Raw genomic sequence first — 19,436 nt, forward strand, 5'->3', positions numbered from 1 at the left:
AACACCTTAAATGGTGCATCGCTCTGCGGATGCACCCTACATCCCTACACTACCCATCCACCCGCCCACGCATCCACCCTCCTACCCATCCACACACACCGCCAAAAGTAACCACACACTAATGCCCCGCTCCGCCTTTGCAGTAAAGTAGATCCCTGTGACATTTTTATGGCTGACCCATGCCCAAGGTTCTAGTTTCCGACCCCGTTGACCAGGCGGGCCTCGATATTCTTTCCCAAGTTGCTCAAGTAGATGTCAACACCAGCCTTTCACCTGAGGAACTGGTGGCTGCCATCGGCGACTACGACGCGCTGATGATTCGCTCTGGCACCAAGGTGACCAAGGCCGTCATCGATGCGGGGCAGAACCTAAAAATTATTGGTCGGGCTGGAGTTGGGGTCGATAACGTCGATGTGCCCGAGGCCACCCGGCGGGGCATTGTGGTGGTCAACTCCCCAGAAGGCAACACCATTGCCGCCGCCGAGCACGCCCTGGCCATGATGATGTCGATGTCGCGCTACATTCCCAGCGCCGATCGCTCCGTTAAATCTGGCGAATGGAAGCGCAAAGACTTCACCGGGGTCGAAATCTATAAGAAAACCTTAGGAGTGGTGGGCCTGGGCAAAATTGGCTCCCACGTGGCTACCGTAGCGCGGGCCATGGGCATGAAGCTGCTAGCCTACGACCCGTTCATTTCGGCGGAGCGGGCCGAGCAGCTGGGCTGCCGCTTGGTGGAGCTAGACCTGCTGTTCCGCGAAGCCGACTACATCACCCTGCACCTGCCTAAAACCCCCGAGACCACCCACCTGGTCAATGAAGAAGCCCTAGCGACCATGAAGCCCACGGTGCGCATCATCAACTGCGCTCGGGGCGGCATCATCGACGAAGCTGCTCTGGCTAAAGCCCTGCGCGAAGGCACCATTGGCGGGGCCGCTCTGGATGTCTACGAATCTGAACCCCTGGGCGATTCAGAGCTGCGAGAGCTAGATAAAGCCATTATTCTCACCCCCCACCTAGGAGCCTCCACCGAAGAAGCCCAGGTGAATGTGGCGATCGACGTGGCCGAGCAAATTCGCGACGTGCTGCTGGGTCTCCCGGCGCGATCGGCGGTGAATATCCCTGGTCTGCGCCCCGAGGTAATGCAAAAGCTGCGCCCCTATCTGCAACTGGCTGAAACCCTAGGCAACCTAGTGGGGCAACTGGCTGGGGGCCGGGTTGAAGAACTGACGGTGCGCCTCCAGGGCGACATTGCCGGGGGCGATACTCAGCCGATTATGGTGGCGGCGCTCAAGGGGTTGCTCTCCCACGCGCTGCAGGAGCGGGTCAACTACGTCAACGCCTCCATCGAAGCGAAAGAGCGCGGCATTCACGTGATTGAGACCCGCGACGCCGACATTCGTGACTACACCGGCTCGTTAAACCTGTCGGCAAAGGGAAGCCTGGGCGAACACTCCGTTACCGGCGTGCTGCTCGGGGGCAGCGAAATTCGCGTCACCGACATTGACGAGTTCCCCATCAACGTGCCGCCGACCCAGCACATGCTGTTTACCCTGCACCGCGATATGCCAGGCATTATCGGCAAAATTGGCTCGCTGCTCGGCAGCTTCAACGTCAACATTGCCAGCATGCAGGTGGGCCGCAAGATTGTGCGCGGCGACGCGGTCATGGCCCTCAGCCTTGATGACCCTCTGCCGGAGGGCATTCTGGATGAAATTCTCAAGGTGCCGGGCATTCGCGATGCCTATACGGTGAATCTGTAGGCTTGAGGAACCCTGTAGGATAGGCAAGGGCAACAGCGCTTGGCCTTGACGGAAAGTGGGTGGTGGGCAGTGCCCATCCTACAGGGTTACGATCAGGAGCGCATCGTAGAGATAGAGTGTTAGCCCAATTTTGATAGTTGCGAGGCAGCCCCTAGAATGGCCGTGGTTAACACCTGGTGGGAAGTAAAGGTACTGTGCGATCCATCTTTGGAGGACACAGTCTTTTGGCGGTTTGACAGCTTTGGCAGCCAGGGCACCTCAACCCAGCAGCGGGGATCATCCTGCGTGGTGCAGGCCTATTTTCCCCAGCATCGGCTAGAGCTGCTTGACCTATCGGCCATGGCCCTATTGATTAAGCAAGACGCTCTCTGCAACAATCTGGTGCTGCCCCGCATCAGCTGGCAGCTGATCGACGAAGAAGACTGGTCTAAAAGCTGGAAAGACCACTGGAAACCAGAACCAATTGGCGATCGCTTCTTGATTACCCCCGCTTGGTTAGAGCCTCCGGCAGACAACCAGCGGCTTGTGCTGCGCCTCGACCCCGGCGTGGCCTTTGGCACCGGCAACCACCCCACCACTCAGCTCTGCCTAGAGTCGCTCGAAATGCGGCTTACCTACGAAAAAACCGACGTTACTATTGCCGATATTGGCTGCGGGTCTGGCATTCTCTCGATTGGGGCGCTGCTGTTAGGAGCTAGACGGGCTTACGCCGCCGACACCGACGACTTAGCAATTCATTCGGCCGTCGGCAACCGCACCCTGAACGGGCTGACGGAGGAGCAACTACCGCTGCTGCACGGCAGTTTAGACACCATTGCCCAAGCCATTGATGCTCCCGTAGACGGCATTGTCTGCAATATTCTGGCGGAGGTGATTATGGACCTCATTCCCCAGATGCACACCGTTGTCACTCCCGATGGCTGGGGCATTCTCAGCGGCATTTTGCTCGATCAGTCGAAACTGGTGGCCGATACCCTGGAGCAGCACGGCTGGGTGGTGGCCACCCTCTGGCGGCGACAAGAGTGGTGCTGTCTCAACGTGCGGCGATCGCCCGCCTAACCCCATGAATCGTTCTGATGTCAGCTTTGTAGCTAAAGTGATCGGGCTCTCGGCAGCCCTGAGCGCCCTGATTAAGTACGGGTTGCCTATGGTGCTGACCGGATCTCAGGTGGCTCAAAACAACCCTACCTTAGGCTTGGTCGTAGCGCTGCTATTGGCTCCCTCAGCACTGATGGGCGGCCTTTTCTGGCTGCGGCGCAGCTCTAACTCCTAGGCTTGCCCATGCGCACCATCGACAGCATCAACGCCAAAATTCGCGCCGGGCAGGTGGTTGTGCAAACCGCCGAAGCCTTTAAGGTGCTGGCCAAGGAGCAAGGCATTGCTGCCGCTGCTAAAGCGGTGGATGTAGTGGTCGCTGGCACTTTTGAGCCGATGGAGTCATCGGGCGCCATGCTCAACTTGGGCCACACCGATCCGCCCATCAAGCTGCTGGAGTGTTACTTGGATGGAGTACCCGCCTACGCCGGCTTTGGTGCGGTAGATGTCTGCCTGGGAGCGAGCCAGCCAGCCGTGGCTGGGCGCGGGGCCGACCTGGGCGAGGCCGAAACCGTGCGAGAGCACGGCGGCGGCCATGTGATTGCCGATCTAATCGCTGGACGCAGTGTGCCGCTTCAGGCCACGGGCCACGGCACCGACTGCTACCCTCGCACCTCCCTCGAAACCACCATTACCCGCGACAGCATCAACCAGTTCTACCTGTTTAGCCCCAGGGGGCTCTACCAAAATTTTATTGTGGGGGTGAACGGGGGCGATCGCACCCTTTCCACCTACCTGGGTCCCCTTCAGCCCCGCCTCGGCAATGCAGTGTATGCCAACTCAGGAGCGCTATCGCCATTGCTGAATGATCCGGACCTGGAGGCCATTGGCATCGGTACCCGCATCTTTTTCGGCGGCGGTATTGGCTATCTCGCTTGGGAGGGCACCCAGCACTTTCCGCTGCAGCGCCGGTTGCCCAACCGCACCCCCATCGGCCCCGCCGCCACCCTGGCCCTGATTGGCGATGCCAAACAGATGCAGCCCTACTGGGTGAGGGGCTGCTACTTTAAGGGCTACGGCCCTTCGCTGATGCTCGGGGTTGGGGTACCGATTCCCATTCTCAACGAGCAGGTGGCGGCCCACTGTGCTGTCCAGGACGCTGACATTGTCGCCCCTGTGATGGACTTTTCCATTCCCCGACGGGTGCGGCCTACCTTTGGCTTGGTCAGCTATGCCCAGCTCAAGTCGGGCAGCATTACCATCGAAGGTCAGCCGGTGCGCACGGCACCGCTAGCCAGCATTTACATGGCCCGCCAGGTGGCCAACGAGCTCAAGACCTGGATTGAAGCTGGACAGTTTGAGCTCACGTCCCCAGTGGCGGCGGCACCTCAAGACCGCGCCTTTTTGCCCCAGGATGCCCTGGGCAGTTAACCAACGCTATTCAGCACTGCTTTCGAGATTTTCATCCCGCTTTTTGGGGCGATCCATTCCGGAATCGCTACCCTTGACGCCGGTAGGTCGACGGCTAGGCATGGGCGGACGGCTACCACCGGGCCCGCTGCGACCAGCACCGGGTCTGCCGCGCCGAGGCGGGCCACCACCACTGCCCTTAGCCCGCTTCTTAGGCGGCACGATGCCTACCGCTGAGGCTTCGCTGAGCACCAGCACCTTGGCTTCGCGCTTGACTTTAAAGTCCCAAAAATAGCCCACAGTACGGCCCTCAATGGTGCCGTGGAGCAGCAGTTTGAATGGTTTAGACGCGCCGGGAGTGCGCTTGGCCCCCTGCAAAATCTTGACGGCAATACATTTGTCTTCGGGCGTGTACTTGATAACCTCGCCGCGAATCGAGAAAAAGTTGTCGTCTACCGGCGGCAGGTCAGCCAAATCTGGTTTTTCAGAGGCAGCTTCATCAGGGCCGTCCTCGTCTTCGTTGGCAGGGGATTCTCCAGGTAATCCAAGAGTTTCAGGCTCCCAAACTCCAACGATCTGCAAGTGTAGGTCTTGGTCATCATTATCAAGCTCGCGCCGGGTGCGGGGGTAAACCACCCACAAGTGGGACACCGTTAAGTCAATGTGCTTTTTTACTAAACTAGTAATGCGACCAAGCAGCACCGAGTCGATGACGTGGCCATCGTCAGTGATCAAGTTGCCCCGGTTGAGCTGGTCGGCTTCGCTCGGTTCGTAAGTGCCCCGCACCAGGCCAATGGCCCGGTACTGCATCGGTTCGCTGGGGGGAGCAATGGGCTGATAGCGATAGGCCGCAGGATCTATTTCAGTGGCGGGCTCTGGGGTTTTCTCTGTTACGGTTGCCTTAGGCGCCACTACAGCATGGTCAACCGCCTTAGTCAACGGCTTGACAGCCACAGAAGTGTCTGGAGTGACGGCGGGGCGCACCGGACGCACCGGGCGCTGGGGCGGCGACAGTAGCGATGGCCGATCCGCAGTGGGTGCCGTCCCCTTGTCGTGACTATCCTTAGCGTTAATGTCGCTCTTATTAGAAGCGTCTTGCTCTGCAGAACCCATAACACCCACCGATCTCCCTCTCAACATAAACTAGCCACCCGGCGCAACAGCAACTCTGCGCATGACTTAGCCTGTAAGCCTAGCGTAACATTCACCCTTTAATGTGCATTGTCAGGGCAAATATTTAAGCGGTTAACACGATTCGCTCAAGGCTTTACAAACAAGTCAAAAAGCTACCTTAAAGGTATTCTCTACTGCCAAGGCAGCCTGCACTGCCGCAGCTGTGTCCTTCAATAAGTAACTCTCTTAAGTTTCCATCGGTAACGGTTAGCAATCCGTATTGTTTCTGAGCTTTTTGACAACTTCTTTGCTACTGTAGCCCTGTCTATGGCCTTGCCAAGCTAGGGCGCAGATTCAGCCCTAGGCTAAAACGCTAAGATCATTTACTTAAACGATTGATTGCGATCGCACTTCGGCTGCGATCGCGCCGCTCCTTTGATGAGGTACACCCGTGACCGCAAACCGCAACCGTTGGCTCGTTGGCACTGTCTTAACCCTGGCGTTAGCAGCCTTTTTATCGCTGTCGCTGCTGCCAATTTTGGGCAGCAATAGCGGCCGTAAAGCCAGCAGCACCCCCGCCGCTGACCCCGCCGCTGACCCCGTGGCTATGCAGGCCGAGCTGGAGGCCCAGGCCAAAGGCTATGAACTGGTGCTAGAGCGCGAGCCCGACAATCAAACCGCTCTCCAGGGGCTAGTTGACGCTCGCATTCAGCTCGGCGACATCAACGGAGTGGTAGCTCCTCTCGAAAAGCTCGTCGAGCTTAACCCCAGTGTGCCTGACTACGCGGTGCTCCTGGCTCAAACCAAGCAGCAGATGGGCGATCTCGAAGGCGCGGCCCAGATCTACCGCCAGGTGCTCGACCAGCAGCCCGGCAACATGAATGCCCTGCAAGGATTAACGGTGCTCCTAGTGCAGCAGGAGCGGCCCCAAGCAGCGATCGGGCTGCTGCAAGATACGCTTAAAACCGCCAACCAGCTGCAATCAGAGGGCGGTGCCGCCGGTTTCGACACGACATCAGTGAAACTGCTGCTGGCCCAGGTGCATGTTGAGAACAAGAACCCAGACCAGGCGATCGCCCTCTACGACGAAACCATTGCCGCTGCCCCCGAAGACTTCCGCCCGGTCTTGGCCAAGGCGCTGGTGCTGCGAGATCAGGGCGACACTGAAACGGCCCAGGCTCTTTTTGCCCAGGCCACAACCCTAGCTCCAGCACAGTACAAAGACCAAATTGGTCAAATGGCGACCCAGGGACAGACAGCACCGGAGGCTAGCGGCGGCATTGTCGAGCCCGCTCCCACTGAACCTGAGCCCGCCAAGTCAACGCCCTAGCTCATTGCCCTAGCCGGAGTCGAAGAGGCAACCCCTCGATCGGGACGGCTGGAGGCGGCGGCGCTGGCGTCGACGGGCTCAAACTCAATGTGGTTGAGCAGGGTGGTCACAAAGGCAAACAGCAAAAACGGCAGCGACAACACCAGAATCAGCCCTACGGTAGCCAGCGCAAAAATCGGCTGACGCGCCCCCATCAGCGCTAGGGAAGCCGCTAAACTCACGAACAAAATCACCAGCCAGGCAATAACTTGCCCGTAAATATCTCCAAAGGTAAGCGTGCAAGCGAAGCGATACTTATTGCCGGTATCCATGGTGTTGTCCTGCCAGAATCAGTCCTATTAAAGTTCAGCATATCGGCCTCGCCTAGACCGCTGTAGTTTCTCAACATTTCCACAAAAGTTGCAATGAAATGTTGCAGCCCATTACATAGATATAAGCGGGACCATGGGGTATCAGTACATTCTGTTTTACAAGCCCTATAACGTGCTCAGTCAGTTCAGCTCGGGGAGCACCCCGCCCGCCTCTGACTCGGCCCCCCGCCTCACGCTGAAAGACTTCATTCCCATTGCCGACGTTTACCCGGTTGGCCGGCTCGATCGCGATAGCGAAGGCCTGATGCTGCTGACTGACCACGGCCGAGTCCAGCATCGGCTGAGCGAGCCCCGCTTTGGCCACCTTCGCACTTACTGGGTACAGGTCGAGCAGGTGCCTGCTCCAAACGCCCTCGCCCAGCTACGGCAGGGGGTCACCATTAAGGGCTACCGCACCCAGCCCTGCCAGGTCGAATTGCTCACGACCGAACCCCTCCTGCCGGAACGAGATCCGCCCATTCGCTTTCGTCAAAGCATCCCCACCGCCTGGCTAGCCATGACCCTACAGGAGGGCAAAAACCGTCAGGTGCGCCGCATGACCGCCGCCGTGGGTCACCCCACCCTGCGGCTGGTGCGCCAGGCGATCGCCCATCTCCACCTGGGCAATCTACAGCCTGGCCAGTGGCGGCATGCTACCCCTGCTGAGCAGCGAGGGCTGCTGCAAATCTAAATTCTAGCGATCGCCAACCTTACGCAACTTGGCTGAGGCTGGGTCAAGAAACGATGGGTCAAACAGGTCAGGACAAGGGCATTAAGTTACCATGAGCTTGCAATAGGGGCGACCTGGAGGTGACCCGTGCGATACTTAACGTGCAACGGTGAGGCCGTTTTACTTCGAAGGTGCATTGAGCGGTTGCTAAGAGTCTGCTGATTCACCCAGAGCCGCGCACAACTTAAACGCCTGGCGATAGGGCATGCCCTACTTGCTGGCTGGCTAGCCTAACTTTGGATCATTGCTAGGATGCTAACCTGCCCCTTTTGTGAGTTTGACAATATCAATTCACAGCGGTCCTGCAAACGGTGTGGCCAGCCACTCCAGCTTTGGCGAGTGATCGATATTCCTCGGGCAGGGGCAGGGGCGATCGCCCCTGGCGATCTCGACCCAGATGGCTATCTCGATAGCGATCGCCGCTACCGGCTCATGTCGCCGTCAGACAGCAAAGCATCGTTTGGTGCTACCCCCCTCGTTGTCATTGACTGCCAGCCCGAGGCCGACGCGCCCCTGCAAGCCCTGCAAGCAGACTGGCTCGAAACACCGACTCTCAATCCCGTAGACCATCCTCTAGCTGTTACAGTTCCCCCCGAGGCCTACCCATACCTAGCCCTCCAGGCCGACTACTTTCCGGCCGTTCCCGAGTTGCACCACGCTTGGCAAACGCCTCAGCGTGCCCTTTTACTGATTGAAGATCGCAGCGTTTGGCTATCGCTAACAGCCGGCTGGGCGGCCATAAACGACCCCCTTCAGCACCTCCAGTGGTTGTTTGAGACTACGCTGCTGTGGGAGGCATTAGCACCATGGCAGGGGCAGGCTACTCTTCTAACTCCCCAGCGGCTGGCCCTCAACGAAAATAATCTGCTCTGCCTGACTCAAGTCGACCAGGTGCCCAACCTGCCTCTCTTGCGCTTAGAAGCGCTAGGTCAGATGTGGCTGACCATGCTTAATGGCGGACAATGCTGTTTGCCTTCTAAGGTAAAAACTTTAATCAGCAATCTGGCTGAGGGGCAGCTAGGTGACCTCGAGCAGGTGCAAACCACCTTGGCCGAAGCTGCCCAAGCCTATTCGCCGGTTGAGGTCTACTCGACCCCCAAACCAGAGCTTGAGGAAGCGATTACAGCTTCAGACCTGGAATCTGACATCGAGCTACCAACCGCCGGTTGCGATCTCGATGCCGATGGGGTTTTTGACACCCAAGAACTGTCTGATGACGACGATGGCGGTGGGCCCATAGAAACGCCAACCATGGTCTTACCCATGAAGCTGGCTCACCTCGATGATGCCGGCCAGAGCCACGTCGGCCAGCAGCGCCACCACAACGAAGACTGGTTCTTTACCCAAACACAGTTACAAAAGGTCAGCGGTCCCCAAGGCACGGTTCTGCGGTCTAAAGGCCTCTACATTCTCTGTGATGGCATGGGTGGACATGCCTCGGGCGAAGTAGCGAGTCAGCTAGCCGTGCGCACGCTACGCGATTACTTGACTCAGCACTGGAGCAGCGATCGCCTGCCCGACCAAAACACCCTGGCGCAGGCCGTGATCACCGCCAACCAAACTATCTTCGACATCAATCAAGCCAATGCCACATCTGGGGTAGGGCGCATGGGCACCACCCTCGTCATGGTGCTGCTGCACAACCTCGATATCGCCGTCGTCCATGTGGGCGACAGCCGCCTATACAGCTACAACAAGCGCCTAGGACTGCGACAGCTCACCCTCGATCATGAGGTCGGTCAACGCGAAATTAATCGAGGCGTAGAGCGAGCTCTAGCCTATGCCCGCCCTGATGCTTACCAACTGACCCAGGCCTTAGGCCCTAGGGGTCAAGAAGACCTTGTCCCCGGCATTGCTTACCACGAACTTACAGAAGACACGCTGCTGATTCTGTGCTCTGACGGTCTCAGCGACAATGACTTACTGGAGCGCCACGCTGATACTCATATTGCTAACCTGCTAAGCTCAAGGACTAACTTAGACAATGGTGCCGTCCAGCTTATCGATTTAGCCAACGAAAAAAATGGCCATGACAACATCACGGCCATTCTTGTACGTATTAAGTTACAGCCCGATATGCTGTCGATGACGAGTTAACCAACCCATCATCGACCGGCTATTTGATTAATCCTCTTCCCAAGATTGCACCGACAGCAAATCCTCAATCGGGTCTTGGGTAGAAAAGTCGAATTCTTCCAGTTCTTGCTTCCAGTGGGTCCAGTCATCCCCAAACAAAAAAGCAATTTTCCAAATCGGATCGCTGGGGCGAACAACTTTGGACTTCTTAACTAAAGACTCAACTTGGCGCTGAAATTTCACCATGGGGTGAGCGACAACTAAGTCGGCAATTGCTTCAGTCATATTTTCGATTTAAAAAGCTCTTCAGAACGTTGAACCGGGGAAATCTGCACACCCTTGAAACTTGCGCAGGCATTAACCCGAGATTCAGGAACACAGCATAACACAAGACTGCAAGAACGCAATTCCGTTTAAGCTTGATCTCTCTTGGGGAGTCACAGAACCTTGCCCATGCCCCAGAGTTGGTGTCCTTACCACCTCATCATAAACCCCAAGCACATGAATGGTGACGCCAGCTGGTCTCTCGGTGGGGTGAGATAACCGTACCTCAGTGGCCATAGCTTTGGGTTTACCCAATAGTCGCTAAACTAGAGGCTACATTCTTTTTTGCCTTCAGCGTTGACCAATGGCTCAAACTGATTTGTCTGCACCCGAGTCTACTGTACCCATGCTTCTGCCCCGTACCAGCGAGTCAGAGACGCTTCAGCGCATCCGCCACACCTTTTCCCATGTTATGGCCATGGCAGTACAGACGTTGTTTCCCAAGACGCAGGTGACCATTGGCCCCTCGATCGACTACGGCTTCTACTATGACTTTGACAGCCCTGAGCCCTTCACTGACCAAGACCTGAAGGCGATCAAGAAAGAGATGATCAAGATCATCAACAAAGGACTGCCAGTAACTCAGGAAACCGTCAGCCGCGAAGAAGCTCAGCGCCGCATTGAGGCTATAGGCGAACCCTACAAGCTCGAAATTCTACAAGATCTAAAAGATCCGATTACGCTTTACCATCTGGGTGACCAGTGGTGGGATCTCTGCGCGGGGCCCCACGTGGCTAACACTACCGACTTGAACCCCAAGGCTTTTGAGTTAGAAAGTGTGGCGGGAGCCTACTGGCGCGGCGATGAAAACCGAGCCCAGCTTCAGCGTATCTACGGCACCGCTTGGGAAACCCCTGAGCAGCTGCAAGAGTACAAGCGCCGCCGGGAAGAGGCTAAGCGCCGCGACCATCGCAAATTGGGCAAAGAGCTGGGGCTGTTTATTTTTGCTGACGATGTTGGGCCAGGCCTGCCCCTGTGGACACCCAAGGGCACAGTGCTGCGCTCTACGCTAGAAACCTTCCTTAAAGAAGAGCAAACCAAGCGGGGATATTTGGGCGTAGTTACCCCCCACATTGCCCGGGTAGACCTATTCAAAACCTCGGGGCACTGGCAGAACTACCGGGAAGACATGTTCCCGCTGATGGCGGACGATGATGCGGCTCGCCTAGCGGAGGAGGGCTTCGTGATGAAGCCTATGAACTGCCCCTTCCATATTCAGATTTATAAGAGTGAATTGCGATCGTACCGAGAGCTGCCCCTGCGTCTAGCGGAGTTTGGCACAGTGTATCGCTATGAGCAATCGGGAGAATTGGGCGGGCTCACTCGGGTGCGGGGCTTTACGGTAGACGACTCTCACCTGTTTGTGCGCCCCGAGCAGCTCGACGACGAGTTTCTCAAGGTGGTAGATCTAATTCTCTCAGTGTTTCGCAGCCTGAAGCTGAAAAACTTCAAAGCGCGACTCAGCTTCCGTGACCCTGAGTCAACCAAATACATCGGGGGTGACGAGGTGTGGGAAACCTCTCAAAATGCCATTCGCCGGGCTGTTCAGACGCTTGGTATGGACTATTTTGAGGCGCCGGGAGAGGCAGCTTTCTACGGCCCTAAGCTCGATTTCATCTTTCGAGATGCCTTAGAGCGGGAGTGGCAATTGGGCACAGTGCAGGTTGACTACAACCTACCCGAGCGCTTTGATCTGGAGTATGTAGCCGAAGACGGCTCACGCCAGCGCCCGGTGATGATTCACCGCGCTCCCTTTGGTTCGCTAGAACGCCTGATCGGCATTTTGATTGAGGAATATGCGGGCGACTTCCCGCTGTGGTTGGCTCCGGTGCAGATGCGCCTGCTGCCCGTCACCGAGGAACAGCTGGGTTTTGCTCAATCCGTTGCAGATCAGCTCTTAGCTAGGGGTGTTCGGGTGGAGGTTGATGCCAGCGGCGATCGCCTCGGCAAGATGGTGCGCAATGCCGAAAAGGCCAAGATCCCGATCATGGCCGTAGTCGGTGCCAAAGAGCTAGAAGCCAATGCCCTCAACATTCGCACCCGTGCCCAGGGAGAGCTAGGCGCGCTGCCCGTGGCTGAGGTGATCGATCGGGTGGCGGGGGCGATCGGCGCCCGCGAAGACTTCTAGCCCTAGGGTGCTTCAGGCAGGTCAGACTCCAGCTCGCGCAAGTCGCTGAGCGATTGCTCCATGGCGTCAATCAGCGATCGTACCTCTTGGTCTCGGGTCTGCTGCTGTTGCTGCGCTAGATCGCTCAGCACACTTAGGCAGGAGTCCATACCGGCAGCGAACTCGTAGCGGGTGACGGTATCTTCACCCCGAAAGGTGCCGTCGGGGTAGCCGCTGACGCAGCCATAGGTCCCAGCCAGATTCAGCAGAGCCTCATAGGCCCAGTGGTCGGGCGACACATCGGTAAAGGGTAGAACGAGCTGCTGTTCAGTGCCCTGGGCAACAGGCTCAACAACTGTATCCACAGAAGCGGATTCTGCCTGGGCCGGAGCGATCGCCACCAAAATCCCAAGACCAATCCCTAGAGCCAGTACACCACTTCGAATGACTGAGTTTGCGTTCATAACAAAAATCTTGGATTTCCCATATTCAGGACCTATTCGCCCCCCGGCCTTACTTTCAGTCTGACAGAGGCTTCCCAAAAAGTGATAGTATCCTTGGCCTAAATGTTCCACGCCCGCCGGAGGCTTTTGTGGTGTCAACGCCCATCTCTGTTACTGTGCCCGCCACCACTGCCAACATTGGCCCTGGCTTCGACTGTTTGGGAGCCGCGCTGACGCTCTATAACCGCTTTCGCTTTACGGCCCTCGACCAGGCAGCAGGAACGGTGGTGATCGCAGTGAGCGGACTAGAGGCCGACCGGGTGGCGACGGATGAGTCTAACTTGGTTTACAAAGCCTTTGCCCACTTTTATCAGCAGCAGGGGTTGGCAGTGCCAGCGGTGGAAATTGAGATCGAGCTAGCCGTTCCTCTAGCACGCGGGCTGGGCAGCTCGTCCACCGCCATTGTGGCCGGGCTGCTGGGGGCGAATGCGCTGTGCGAACAGCCCCTCGATCAGTCGACCGTAGTAGAGATGGCGATCGCCCTAGAGGGCCATCCCGACAATGTCGTACCTGCCCTAGTGGGAGGCTGCCAGTTAGCGGTCAGCAACGCTGACGGTACCGCTACCCTATGCCCTATTCCTTGGCACTCTGACGTGGTGCCAGTGGTGATCGTGCCCGATTTTGAGCTCTCAACCGCTGCCGCCCGCCAGGTCTTGCCGGCCAGCTACAGCCGGGCCGACGCTATTTTCAATACTGCTCACCTCGGATTACTGCTGCGGGGGTTAGAGAGCGGTCGGGGCGACTGGCTGCGGGTGGCCTTGGGCGATCGCATTCACCAGCCCTATCGACAGTCTCTGATTCCCGGCTATGAGGCTGTCTCAACCGCCGCTGCCGAGGCCGGAGCCTACGGCCTTGTCATTAGTGGTGCTGGCCCCACGCTGCTAGCCCTCACACCTGTCGACCAAAGCGCTGCGGTGGGCGACGCTATGACTGCAGCATGGGCCAATGCTGGGCAGTCAACCACAACCCATGTGCTTAGCCTAGAAATTACTGGAGCCCAGGTAAGCCCTATCTAGCTACATTGGACTGCCAGCTCCCCAACACATTGCAAAGTGCTGAGTCGCGTCCCGACCGACGGCTCAATAAATCAAGACTTCTTGATGCCACAAGAATCCCGGCCATCAGGAAACACCAATCCATCTGCGATTTAGATAAGCGCGGGCAAATGTAACGTTTTAGGTATTGACGTATCTAAATGTGAGTGCTCGCTCTAATTAATTCAAGTGCGAAAAGCGCCTGAGATGCTTGCGTAGCCTTCATAGCTGGCCCTCAGACATCAATATTTTGCGATTTTGGGCGGAAATTACTTATCAAATGTTTATTAAGTTTCCTATACTAGGGACGGGCGCAAAGATAGGTATATCTCTCTATCGATCTTGCAGTCCGGTTTGTTACTTCGTCGTGCCTTTTAGGCTACGGCTCGCTCGCTGAAGTCCTCCGACCTCCTGCCTAGGGTAGGCCGCCGCGAACAGCATTTGTAGCTCGTCTTATCTAGATGACTACGCCCAAGGGGGTGTGTCCGCCTCGAATCAGACACTAAAACCGGAATCTGAATGCGCTGGCTGTTTCTGTAGTACTACTCACGCGAATTGTCATGCTAACCGAGCAATTTCCGTGGCTAACGACCCTAGTTTTATTGCCTTTACTGGCGATTTTGCCGATACCGGTCCTGCCCAATCGCAATGGGCAAACTCTCCGCTGGTACGCCCTGGGCATTGGCTTCATCGAGTTTTCGCTAATTCTCTACACGTTTATTAACTTCTACAATCTCAACCAGCCCGGTCTACAGCTGGTAGAAAGCTATGACTGGGTACCTCAGGTGGGCATCACCTGGTCACTTGGAGCCGATGGCCTAGCAATGCCGCTGGTGGTGCTGAGTGGTCTGGTGACGACCCTGGCTATTTTGGCTTCGTGGAATATTACCCACCGTCCTCGCCTCTACTTCAGCCTGCTGCTGGTGATGTATAGCGCCCAGGTTGGGGTCTTTTTGGCCCAGGACTTGGTGATGTTCTTCTTAATGTGGGAATTAGAGCTGGTGCCGGTTTACCTGCTAATTTCCATCTGGGGCGGTAAAAAGCGCCTCTACGCCGCCACTAAATTTATTCTCTACACTGCCATCGGTTCTGTCTTCATTCTGGTAGCAGCCCTAGCCATGGCGTTCTACGGCGATACCGTTACCTTTAACCTGACGGAACTGGCCCAGAAAGACTACAGCCTCACATTCCAACTCCTAGTCTACGCAGCTTTCTTAGTAGCCTTTGCAGTTAAGTTACCGATTTTTCCGCTGCACACCTGGCTACCCGACGCCCACAGCGAAGCCCCCGCCGCCGTGTCAATGATCTTGGCCGGGGTCCTGCTCAAGATGGCGGGCTATGGCCTGATTCGCATGAACATTGAGATGCTGCCCGATGCCCATCTCTATTTCGCGCCTTTCCTGGCGATTCTCGGCGTGGTCAACGTCATCTATGCGTCGATGACCGCCTTTGGCCAAGACAACCTCAAGCGCCGCATGGCCTACTCATCAGTGGCCCACATGGGCTTTGTGCTGATTGGCTGCTCGGCCTTCACCACCCTGGGTATGAGCGGCGCTATGCTGCAAATGATTTCCCACGGGCTGATCGCGGCGGTGATGTTCTTTTTGTCTGGGGTGACCTACGAGCGCACCCACACCCTCGATATGGATGAGATGGGTGGCATCGCTCGCAAGATGCCCACCAGCTTCGCCTTCTTTACCGCTGCTTCTATGGCATCGCTGGCCCTGCCCGGCATGAGCGGGTTTGTCAGCGAGATCGCGGTGTTCCTCGGTATGGCCACTAGCGATGTCTACAGCACGACCTTCAAGACCGTAATTATTATTGGTGCTGCTGTTGGGGTGGTGCTGTCGCCCATTTATCTACTCTCTATGCTGCGCCGCATTTTCTACGGTGACGCGGGTAAGGTAGTGGCTAAGGTACCCAACATCATTGATATTCGCCCCCGGGAGGCCTTTGTAGCGGCCTGTCTGCTGGTACCGATCATTGGGATTGGCCTCTATCCAAAGCTGGCCACTCAGGTTTACGACGCCAAAACTGTTGAGGTGGCTAGTCGCGTACAGCATACCCTGCTAGCATCTGCTCCAACTTCGCCGCTCTACGCCCATGTGCTGGTGGCTCCTCAGGTGACAGTGGCTGAATTGCCCACTGTTCTGTCCTCTCAAATCGACTAGCCCCAGACGGGTTATTGAGTCAATTAGTCGCTGCACTCTGGTCTTATGACTGGGGTGCAGCATTTTTTTGTGGCAATGCGGTTGTAAAGGTAGACCCATAGACAATTTAGGCTCTGTCTCTGGGCACTCTGAGACACAAGGGCAAACCATCACAATAACGATAGGGCGATCGGGCCGGTCTGTGACCAGAGCACCTCTCCTAGCCAACGTCAGTGACCCAACAAACCAACTTTGGTGCAGTTCTTCCTAAATAAGTTATGGCTCAACAACACCCCTGTCCTCACTGCAACAATCGACATCTGCTGCGCATTGGGGTGCGCGGTATTCGCCAGTGCTCTAGCTGTAAAGCTTACGTTGATGTGCGATCGCGCCACTGGTTGAAGCGCCTAATTCGCGATCGCGCTGCCTAGGAACTCAGATCTGGGTAACAATAGAGGTGCCCTAATTTGCGAGGCACCATGGCCGGCAAGTTTTTCCACAAACCAGGCGCGGAGCTAGCCGATCGCGTTCCCCCCGGTCAGCATTTGGCTAAGGGTTTTCCGGTGCTCACCTACGGCGAGACGCCCCACATTGCTCAAGCCGACTGGACCTTGAGCATTACAGGCCTGGCCCAGGCTAAAACCTTTACCTGGGACGAGATGATGGCACTGCCCCAGGCGGAGTTCACCGCTGACTTTCACTGTGTGACGACCTGGTCAAAGCTGGATGTAACCTGGCGGGGCGTGCGCGTCACTGACTTGATGGAGCAGTTGGCGGTCGAGCCCGAGGCAACCCACGTCATGCTGCACTGCTACGGCGGCTATACCACCAACCTAACCCTGGCCGACTTTGTTCTACCCGAAAACTTTTTTGCCCACACCCTAGAAGGTGAGCCTTTGCCTGCCGAACATGGCGGTCCCATGCGCCTAGTGGTGCCCCACCTCTATGCCTGGAAAAGCGCCAAATGGATCAACGGCGTAGAGTTTCTTGCGGTCCCGGCCCTTGGTTTTTGGGAGCGTAACGGCTACCATGAGCGGGGCGAACCTTGGGCGGAAGAGCGCTACAGCGATCGCTAGCCCTACCGATTACCGTAGCGACCCCAGCTTAAAAACGCTGTGACTATATAGAGCACAATGGTCGAACCGATGATAGACGGCACCAGCGGTACGCCCTGAAAGTTCCAGGTCAGCCAGGGCAGGCTAAAGCTGTATCGCTGAAGCAGATAGTCGGCAACCCACTGCCCCACAAACACGCCGATCAGGCCAATTAGCACTAGGCCTAATAGTTTGCCGGGTACTTGTCTAGGCACCAGGATGTTGGCGGCAAAAGCGCAAGCCATGGCAATGAGAACTTGAACGAGCAGGCTAATCAGATCATCCATCGGGGTCTTGCTCCTAAAGCTAGGTATCTCGCTCGCGTGTAGAGTTACTGTACCCATTTCGCAGTCGCTGAAATCCTTGAGGCGTAAGCTTCAGAGCACCTTGTGGTTAAATCCACCCCTGAATCGCGGCTTGGTAGACGGCCTGGTAGCGGTTTTTAGCCTGTAGCTTGGTGAGGCTATTGTTGATGTGGAATTTTACCGTACTCTCGCTGATGTAGAGGCGGGCGGCAATGTCGCGATCGCGCAGCCCCTGTGCCAGCAGCGCCATAATCTCTCGCTCTCGCTCAGACGGGCGCGGGTAGCTAGGGTCGCTGGAGGTTGCTTCCACTAGTTGCCCCTGGCTAACTCGCTGGACAACCTGTCGCAGTTGCTCAACATCTATTGTCCAATCGATCACGGCCTGAGCCGACGGTGGTGGCAACGCCTTAACTCGCACCCAAATAGTGCAGGTTGCCCCCTGAGCAGTAGGTTCGCTGTCGGTAATCACGACGGCCTCTGGATCAAAGGGGTCGCACACCGTCAGCCGAGCCTTGTAGGCCATGCAGGTAAGGGCTACCTGTACCAGGGCCGTGGAGCACTGAATACTGACCTTCGCCCCTAGCCGCCCGCTGGCGTAGGGAGTTTGCAGCGTAATTTGCACCATCTGCTGCTGGGGGCCAGGCTGGGTTTGTAGGCTGCCCCCCAGGCAGGTAGCCATAAACCGCAGTTGGTGACAGCGCGATCGCCACTGAGCCACCGCATCGGCAGCAGCTTGGGCTCCATCGGCAATCGGTATCGCTACGATCGCTTCTAGCGCTACGTCGGTCGCACCGTAGACCAGCCGAGCATAATCACAGTTAAATTCGTCTAGTAGCTCAGCTAGCTGTACAAATAGGTGGCCCGTAGAAGCTGGCAGTGCCATTTCGGTACCCACCAGCGCCATTGTGGTGGTCTTCAAAATTGTTGCCAGCTGGTCAGATAAAGCCGAGCGCTGGGCCAAGACAGCCGCTGAGCCCATTCGTTTGGTCTCAACGCTCAGCGCTGCGTCGAGGGCAATGGTGGCGGTCATGCAGAGCACCTGCAAGACCTCTAAAAACTCTGCGGCCATGGGGCTACGGCTAAAGGTGGCCAGCACCCCAATGACGCGATCGCCGGTCATCAGCGGATAGCCTGCAAACCCCTGAATATTGTTGGCGATCGCCCAGTCTCGATCCTTAACCCAGGCTTCTTCGGCCAGGCGATTGCTGAGAAAGGGAACCCGGTTTTGGGCAATTTTGCCGACTTTGTAGGCCCCCATGGGCACCCGCGCAAAGGAGCCGTTGGTATGGGTATATAGTCCCGAAGATGCCACCAGTCGGAGGGCGGTTTGCTCCGGTTCTACCACCCAGATCCGAGCAAAGGCACAGCCAAACTGATCGACCAACCCATTGGTAATGAATCGGGCAATGGTTTTTACCTCAAGGCACCCCGACAACCGTTGGGCAATTTTATTGACCCGCTGCAAATCGAGCAGCAGCCGAGTTTGGTTGGGTAAATCAACGCTAGGGCTTTTCACACCTGCGGGAGCAGCACTCACGGGCCTTCCTGACATTTTCTGTCTATAGGTTGAAGGCAACTCGGTTGATACACTGTATCGGTTGACACGACTGAGAGATTTTGTGTCAAATTGCCCAGCTAAGTTTTTGAAAAGTTGGGTTTACCGCCATGGTTTCAACCTGAGGGCGATTCCACCCAAACACTGATGGTTTGTCATGACTCAGTAAACTTTCTGACTTGATCTGAGCCCTATCTCCGTATTTTTTGCTAGAACGTGAGCGGAGTATGAACCGCGCTAAAGCCGCAAGTTTGCCCGCGAGTCACCCGGATTGTGCATCTGCCTCTCGTAGTTGTTTAAAGCCCCCGTTCTGGAGAAGCAGATGAAGGAAAGACTCACAGGCATTGGCCTGATACTGGGTACTGCCCTGACGCTGGGTGTAGTTTGGGCTGACTCGGCTCATGCATTCTCGCTGAATAGCGAAGTTACTGTCGAGAACTTTCTCGTATTCCCTGGGACATCAACAAAGATTCCCTACGGAGGAAGTGTGCCTATTGAGCAGGGGCCTATCGATGTAGTAGTTAGCTCAGATACCACTAACCCTGAATTAAGCCGATTTG

General features: G+C 56.6%; 18 protein-coding genes. 12 read left to right on the forward strand and 6 right to left on the reverse strand.

Features of this window, described 5'->3' with window-relative positions; genetic code table 11:
* The first annotated feature begins 179 nt into the window (after positions 1–179).
* The 4 genes from serA (at position 180) to NC979_RS14530 (ending at position 4,226) form a co-directional block, all read left to right on the forward strand.
* Entirely contained in the window at positions 180–1,760 is a 1,581-nt protein-coding gene (gene serA, locus NC979_RS14515; protein WP_190515155.1) for a phosphoglycerate dehydrogenase, read from the forward strand.
* Positions 1,761–1,916: 156 nt separating this feature from the next.
* The gene (gene prmA, locus NC979_RS14520; RefSeq protein ID WP_199308660.1) at positions 1,917–2,819 is read left to right on the forward strand and encodes a 50S ribosomal protein L11 methyltransferase; all 903 of its coding nucleotides are present in this window, start codon (positions 1,917–1,919) and stop codon (positions 2,817–2,819) included.
* Positions 2,820–2,823: 4 nt separating this feature from the next.
* Positions 2,824–3,033, forward strand: a complete 210-nt coding sequence (locus NC979_RS14525; protein WP_190515158.1) for a hypothetical protein — start codon at positions 2,824–2,826, stop codon at positions 3,031–3,033.
* An 8-nt stretch (positions 3,034–3,041) separates the two neighbouring features.
* Positions 3,042–4,226: a homocysteine biosynthesis protein gene (locus tag NC979_RS14530; protein WP_190515161.1), complete on the forward strand. Its 1,185-nt coding sequence runs from the start codon at positions 3,042–3,044 to the stop codon at positions 4,224–4,226.
* 6 nt (positions 4,227–4,232) lie between these two features.
* Here the strand turns inward: NC979_RS14530 and NC979_RS14535 are convergent, their stop codons facing one another.
* Entirely contained in the window at positions 4,233–5,318 is a 1,086-nt protein-coding gene (locus NC979_RS14535; RefSeq protein WP_190515163.1) for a hypothetical protein, read from the reverse strand.
* Positions 5,319–5,769: 451 nt separating this feature from the next.
* On the opposite strand from NC979_RS14535, the gene NC979_RS14540 reads away from it, so the two are divergent.
* Positions 5,770–6,648: a tetratricopeptide repeat protein gene (locus tag NC979_RS14540; RefSeq protein WP_190515166.1), complete on the forward strand. Its 879-nt coding sequence runs from the start codon at positions 5,770–5,772 to the stop codon at positions 6,646–6,648.
* On the opposite strand, the gene NC979_RS14545 is transcribed toward NC979_RS14540, so the two are convergent.
* Positions 6,645–6,959, reverse strand: coding sequence for a hypothetical protein (locus tag NC979_RS14545; RefSeq protein ID WP_073607132.1), 315 nt, complete (start codon positions 6,957–6,959; stop codon positions 6,645–6,647). The genes NC979_RS14540 and NC979_RS14545 overlap by 4 nt on opposite strands.
* A 133-nt stretch (positions 6,960–7,092) precedes the next feature.
* On the opposite strand from NC979_RS14545, the gene NC979_RS14550 reads away from it, so the two are divergent.
* Positions 7,093–7,689, forward strand: coding sequence for a pseudouridine synthase (locus tag NC979_RS14550; RefSeq protein WP_190515168.1), 597 nt, complete (start codon positions 7,093–7,095; stop codon positions 7,687–7,689).
* 378 nt (positions 7,690–8,067) lie between these two features.
* Positions 8,068–9,825 carry a serine/threonine phosphatase gene (locus NC979_RS14555; RefSeq protein WP_190515171.1) on the forward strand — a complete coding sequence of 586 codons (1,758 nt, stop codon included), beginning with the start codon at positions 8,068–8,070 and terminating at the stop codon, positions 9,823–9,825.
* Between the two features lie 27 nt (positions 9,826–9,852).
* Here the strand turns inward: NC979_RS14555 and NC979_RS14560 are convergent, their stop codons facing one another.
* Entirely contained in the window at positions 9,853–10,089 is a 237-nt protein-coding gene (locus tag NC979_RS14560; protein WP_190515173.1) for a DUF4327 family protein, read from the reverse strand.
* Positions 10,090–10,432: 343 nt separating this feature from the next.
* On the opposite strand from NC979_RS14560, the gene thrS reads away from it, so the two are divergent.
* A complete protein-coding gene (thrS, locus tag NC979_RS14565) occupies positions 10,433–12,256 on the forward strand; it encodes a threonine--tRNA ligase (protein ID WP_199308661.1) in 1,824 nt (607 codons plus the stop codon).
* 2 nt (positions 12,257–12,258) lie between these two features.
* Here the strand turns inward: thrS and NC979_RS14570 are convergent, their stop codons facing one another.
* On the reverse strand, positions 12,259–12,699 hold the full coding sequence (locus tag NC979_RS14570; RefSeq protein WP_190515178.1) for an S-layer homology domain-containing protein: 441 nt from the start codon (positions 12,697–12,699) through the stop codon (positions 12,259–12,261).
* A gap of 131 nt (positions 12,700–12,830) precedes the next feature.
* On the opposite strand from NC979_RS14570, the gene thrB reads away from it, so the two are divergent.
* From thrB to NC979_RS14590, 4 genes are all read left to right on the forward strand, one after another.
* Entirely contained in the window at positions 12,831–13,754 is a 924-nt protein-coding gene (gene thrB, locus NC979_RS14575; RefSeq protein ID WP_347403887.1) for a homoserine kinase, read from the forward strand.
* A gap of 578 nt (positions 13,755–14,332) precedes the next feature.
* Entirely contained in the window at positions 14,333–15,943 is a 1,611-nt protein-coding gene (locus NC979_RS14580; RefSeq protein WP_190515183.1) for an NAD(P)H-quinone oxidoreductase subunit 4, read from the forward strand.
* 257 nt (positions 15,944–16,200) lie between these two features.
* Entirely contained in the window at positions 16,201–16,353 is a 153-nt protein-coding gene (locus tag NC979_RS14585; protein ID WP_190515185.1) for a transposase, read from the forward strand.
* A gap of 48 nt (positions 16,354–16,401) precedes the next feature.
* Entirely contained in the window at positions 16,402–16,998 is a 597-nt protein-coding gene (locus tag NC979_RS14590; RefSeq protein WP_190515188.1) for a sulfite oxidase-like oxidoreductase, read from the forward strand.
* Positions 16,999–17,000: 2 nt separating this feature from the next.
* On the opposite strand, the gene NC979_RS14595 is transcribed toward NC979_RS14590, so the two are convergent.
* Positions 17,001–17,303 carry a hypothetical protein gene (locus NC979_RS14595; RefSeq protein WP_190515190.1) on the reverse strand — a complete coding sequence of 101 codons (303 nt, stop codon included), beginning with the start codon at positions 17,301–17,303 and terminating at the stop codon, positions 17,001–17,003.
* A 106-nt stretch (positions 17,304–17,409) separates the two neighbouring features.
* A complete protein-coding gene (locus NC979_RS14600) occupies positions 17,410–18,858 on the reverse strand; it encodes a LuxR C-terminal-related transcriptional regulator (protein ID WP_347403888.1) in 1,449 nt (482 codons plus the stop codon).
* Between the last annotated feature and the right edge of the window lie 578 nt (positions 18,859–19,436).

The sequence above is a fragment of the Leptolyngbya subtilissima AS-A7 genome, from assembly GCF_039962255.1.
GTDB lineage: Bacteria > Cyanobacteriota > Cyanobacteriia > Phormidesmidales > Phormidesmidaceae > Nodosilinea.

Excerpts from the sequence above, each read along its gene's own strand:
- NC979_RS14580 (WP_190515183.1), top strand. The coding sequence starts at position 14,333 with ATGCTAACCGAGCAATTTCCGTGGCTAACGACCCTAGTTTTATTGCCT.
- NC979_RS14570 (WP_190515178.1), bottom strand. The coding sequence starts at position 12,699 with ATGAACGCAAACTCAGTCATTCGAAGTGGTGTACTGGCTCTAGGGATT.
- NC979_RS14560 (WP_190515173.1), bottom strand. The coding sequence starts at position 10,089 with ATGACTGAAGCAATTGCCGACTTAGTTGTCGCTCACCCCATGGTGAAA.
- NC979_RS14550 (WP_190515168.1), top strand. The coding sequence starts at position 7,093 with ATGGGGTATCAGTACATTCTGTTTTACAAGCCCTATAACGTGCTCAGT.
- NC979_RS14525 (WP_190515158.1), top strand. The coding sequence starts at position 2,824 with ATGAATCGTTCTGATGTCAGCTTTGTAGCTAAAGTGATCGGGCTCTCG.
- thrS (WP_199308661.1), top strand. The coding sequence starts at position 10,433 with ATGGCTCAAACTGATTTGTCTGCACCCGAGTCTACTGTACCCATGCTT.
- NC979_RS14535 (WP_190515163.1), bottom strand. The coding sequence starts at position 5,318 with ATGGGTTCTGCAGAGCAAGACGCTTCTAATAAGAGCGACATTAACGCT.
- serA (WP_190515155.1), top strand. The coding sequence starts at position 180 with ATGCCCAAGGTTCTAGTTTCCGACCCCGTTGACCAGGCGGGCCTCGAT.
- NC979_RS14595 (WP_190515190.1), bottom strand. The coding sequence starts at position 17,303 with ATGGATGATCTGATTAGCCTGCTCGTTCAAGTTCTCATTGCCATGGCT.
- prmA (WP_199308660.1), top strand. The coding sequence starts at position 1,917 with ATGGCCGTGGTTAACACCTGGTGGGAAGTAAAGGTACTGTGCGATCCA.
- NC979_RS14585 (WP_190515185.1), top strand. The coding sequence starts at position 16,201 with ATGGCTCAACAACACCCCTGTCCTCACTGCAACAATCGACATCTGCTG.
- NC979_RS14590 (WP_190515188.1), top strand. The coding sequence starts at position 16,402 with ATGGCCGGCAAGTTTTTCCACAAACCAGGCGCGGAGCTAGCCGATCGC.
- NC979_RS14530 (WP_190515161.1), top strand. The coding sequence starts at position 3,042 with ATGCGCACCATCGACAGCATCAACGCCAAAATTCGCGCCGGGCAGGTG.
- NC979_RS14545 (WP_073607132.1), bottom strand. The coding sequence starts at position 6,959 with ATGGATACCGGCAATAAGTATCGCTTCGCTTGCACGCTTACCTTTGGA.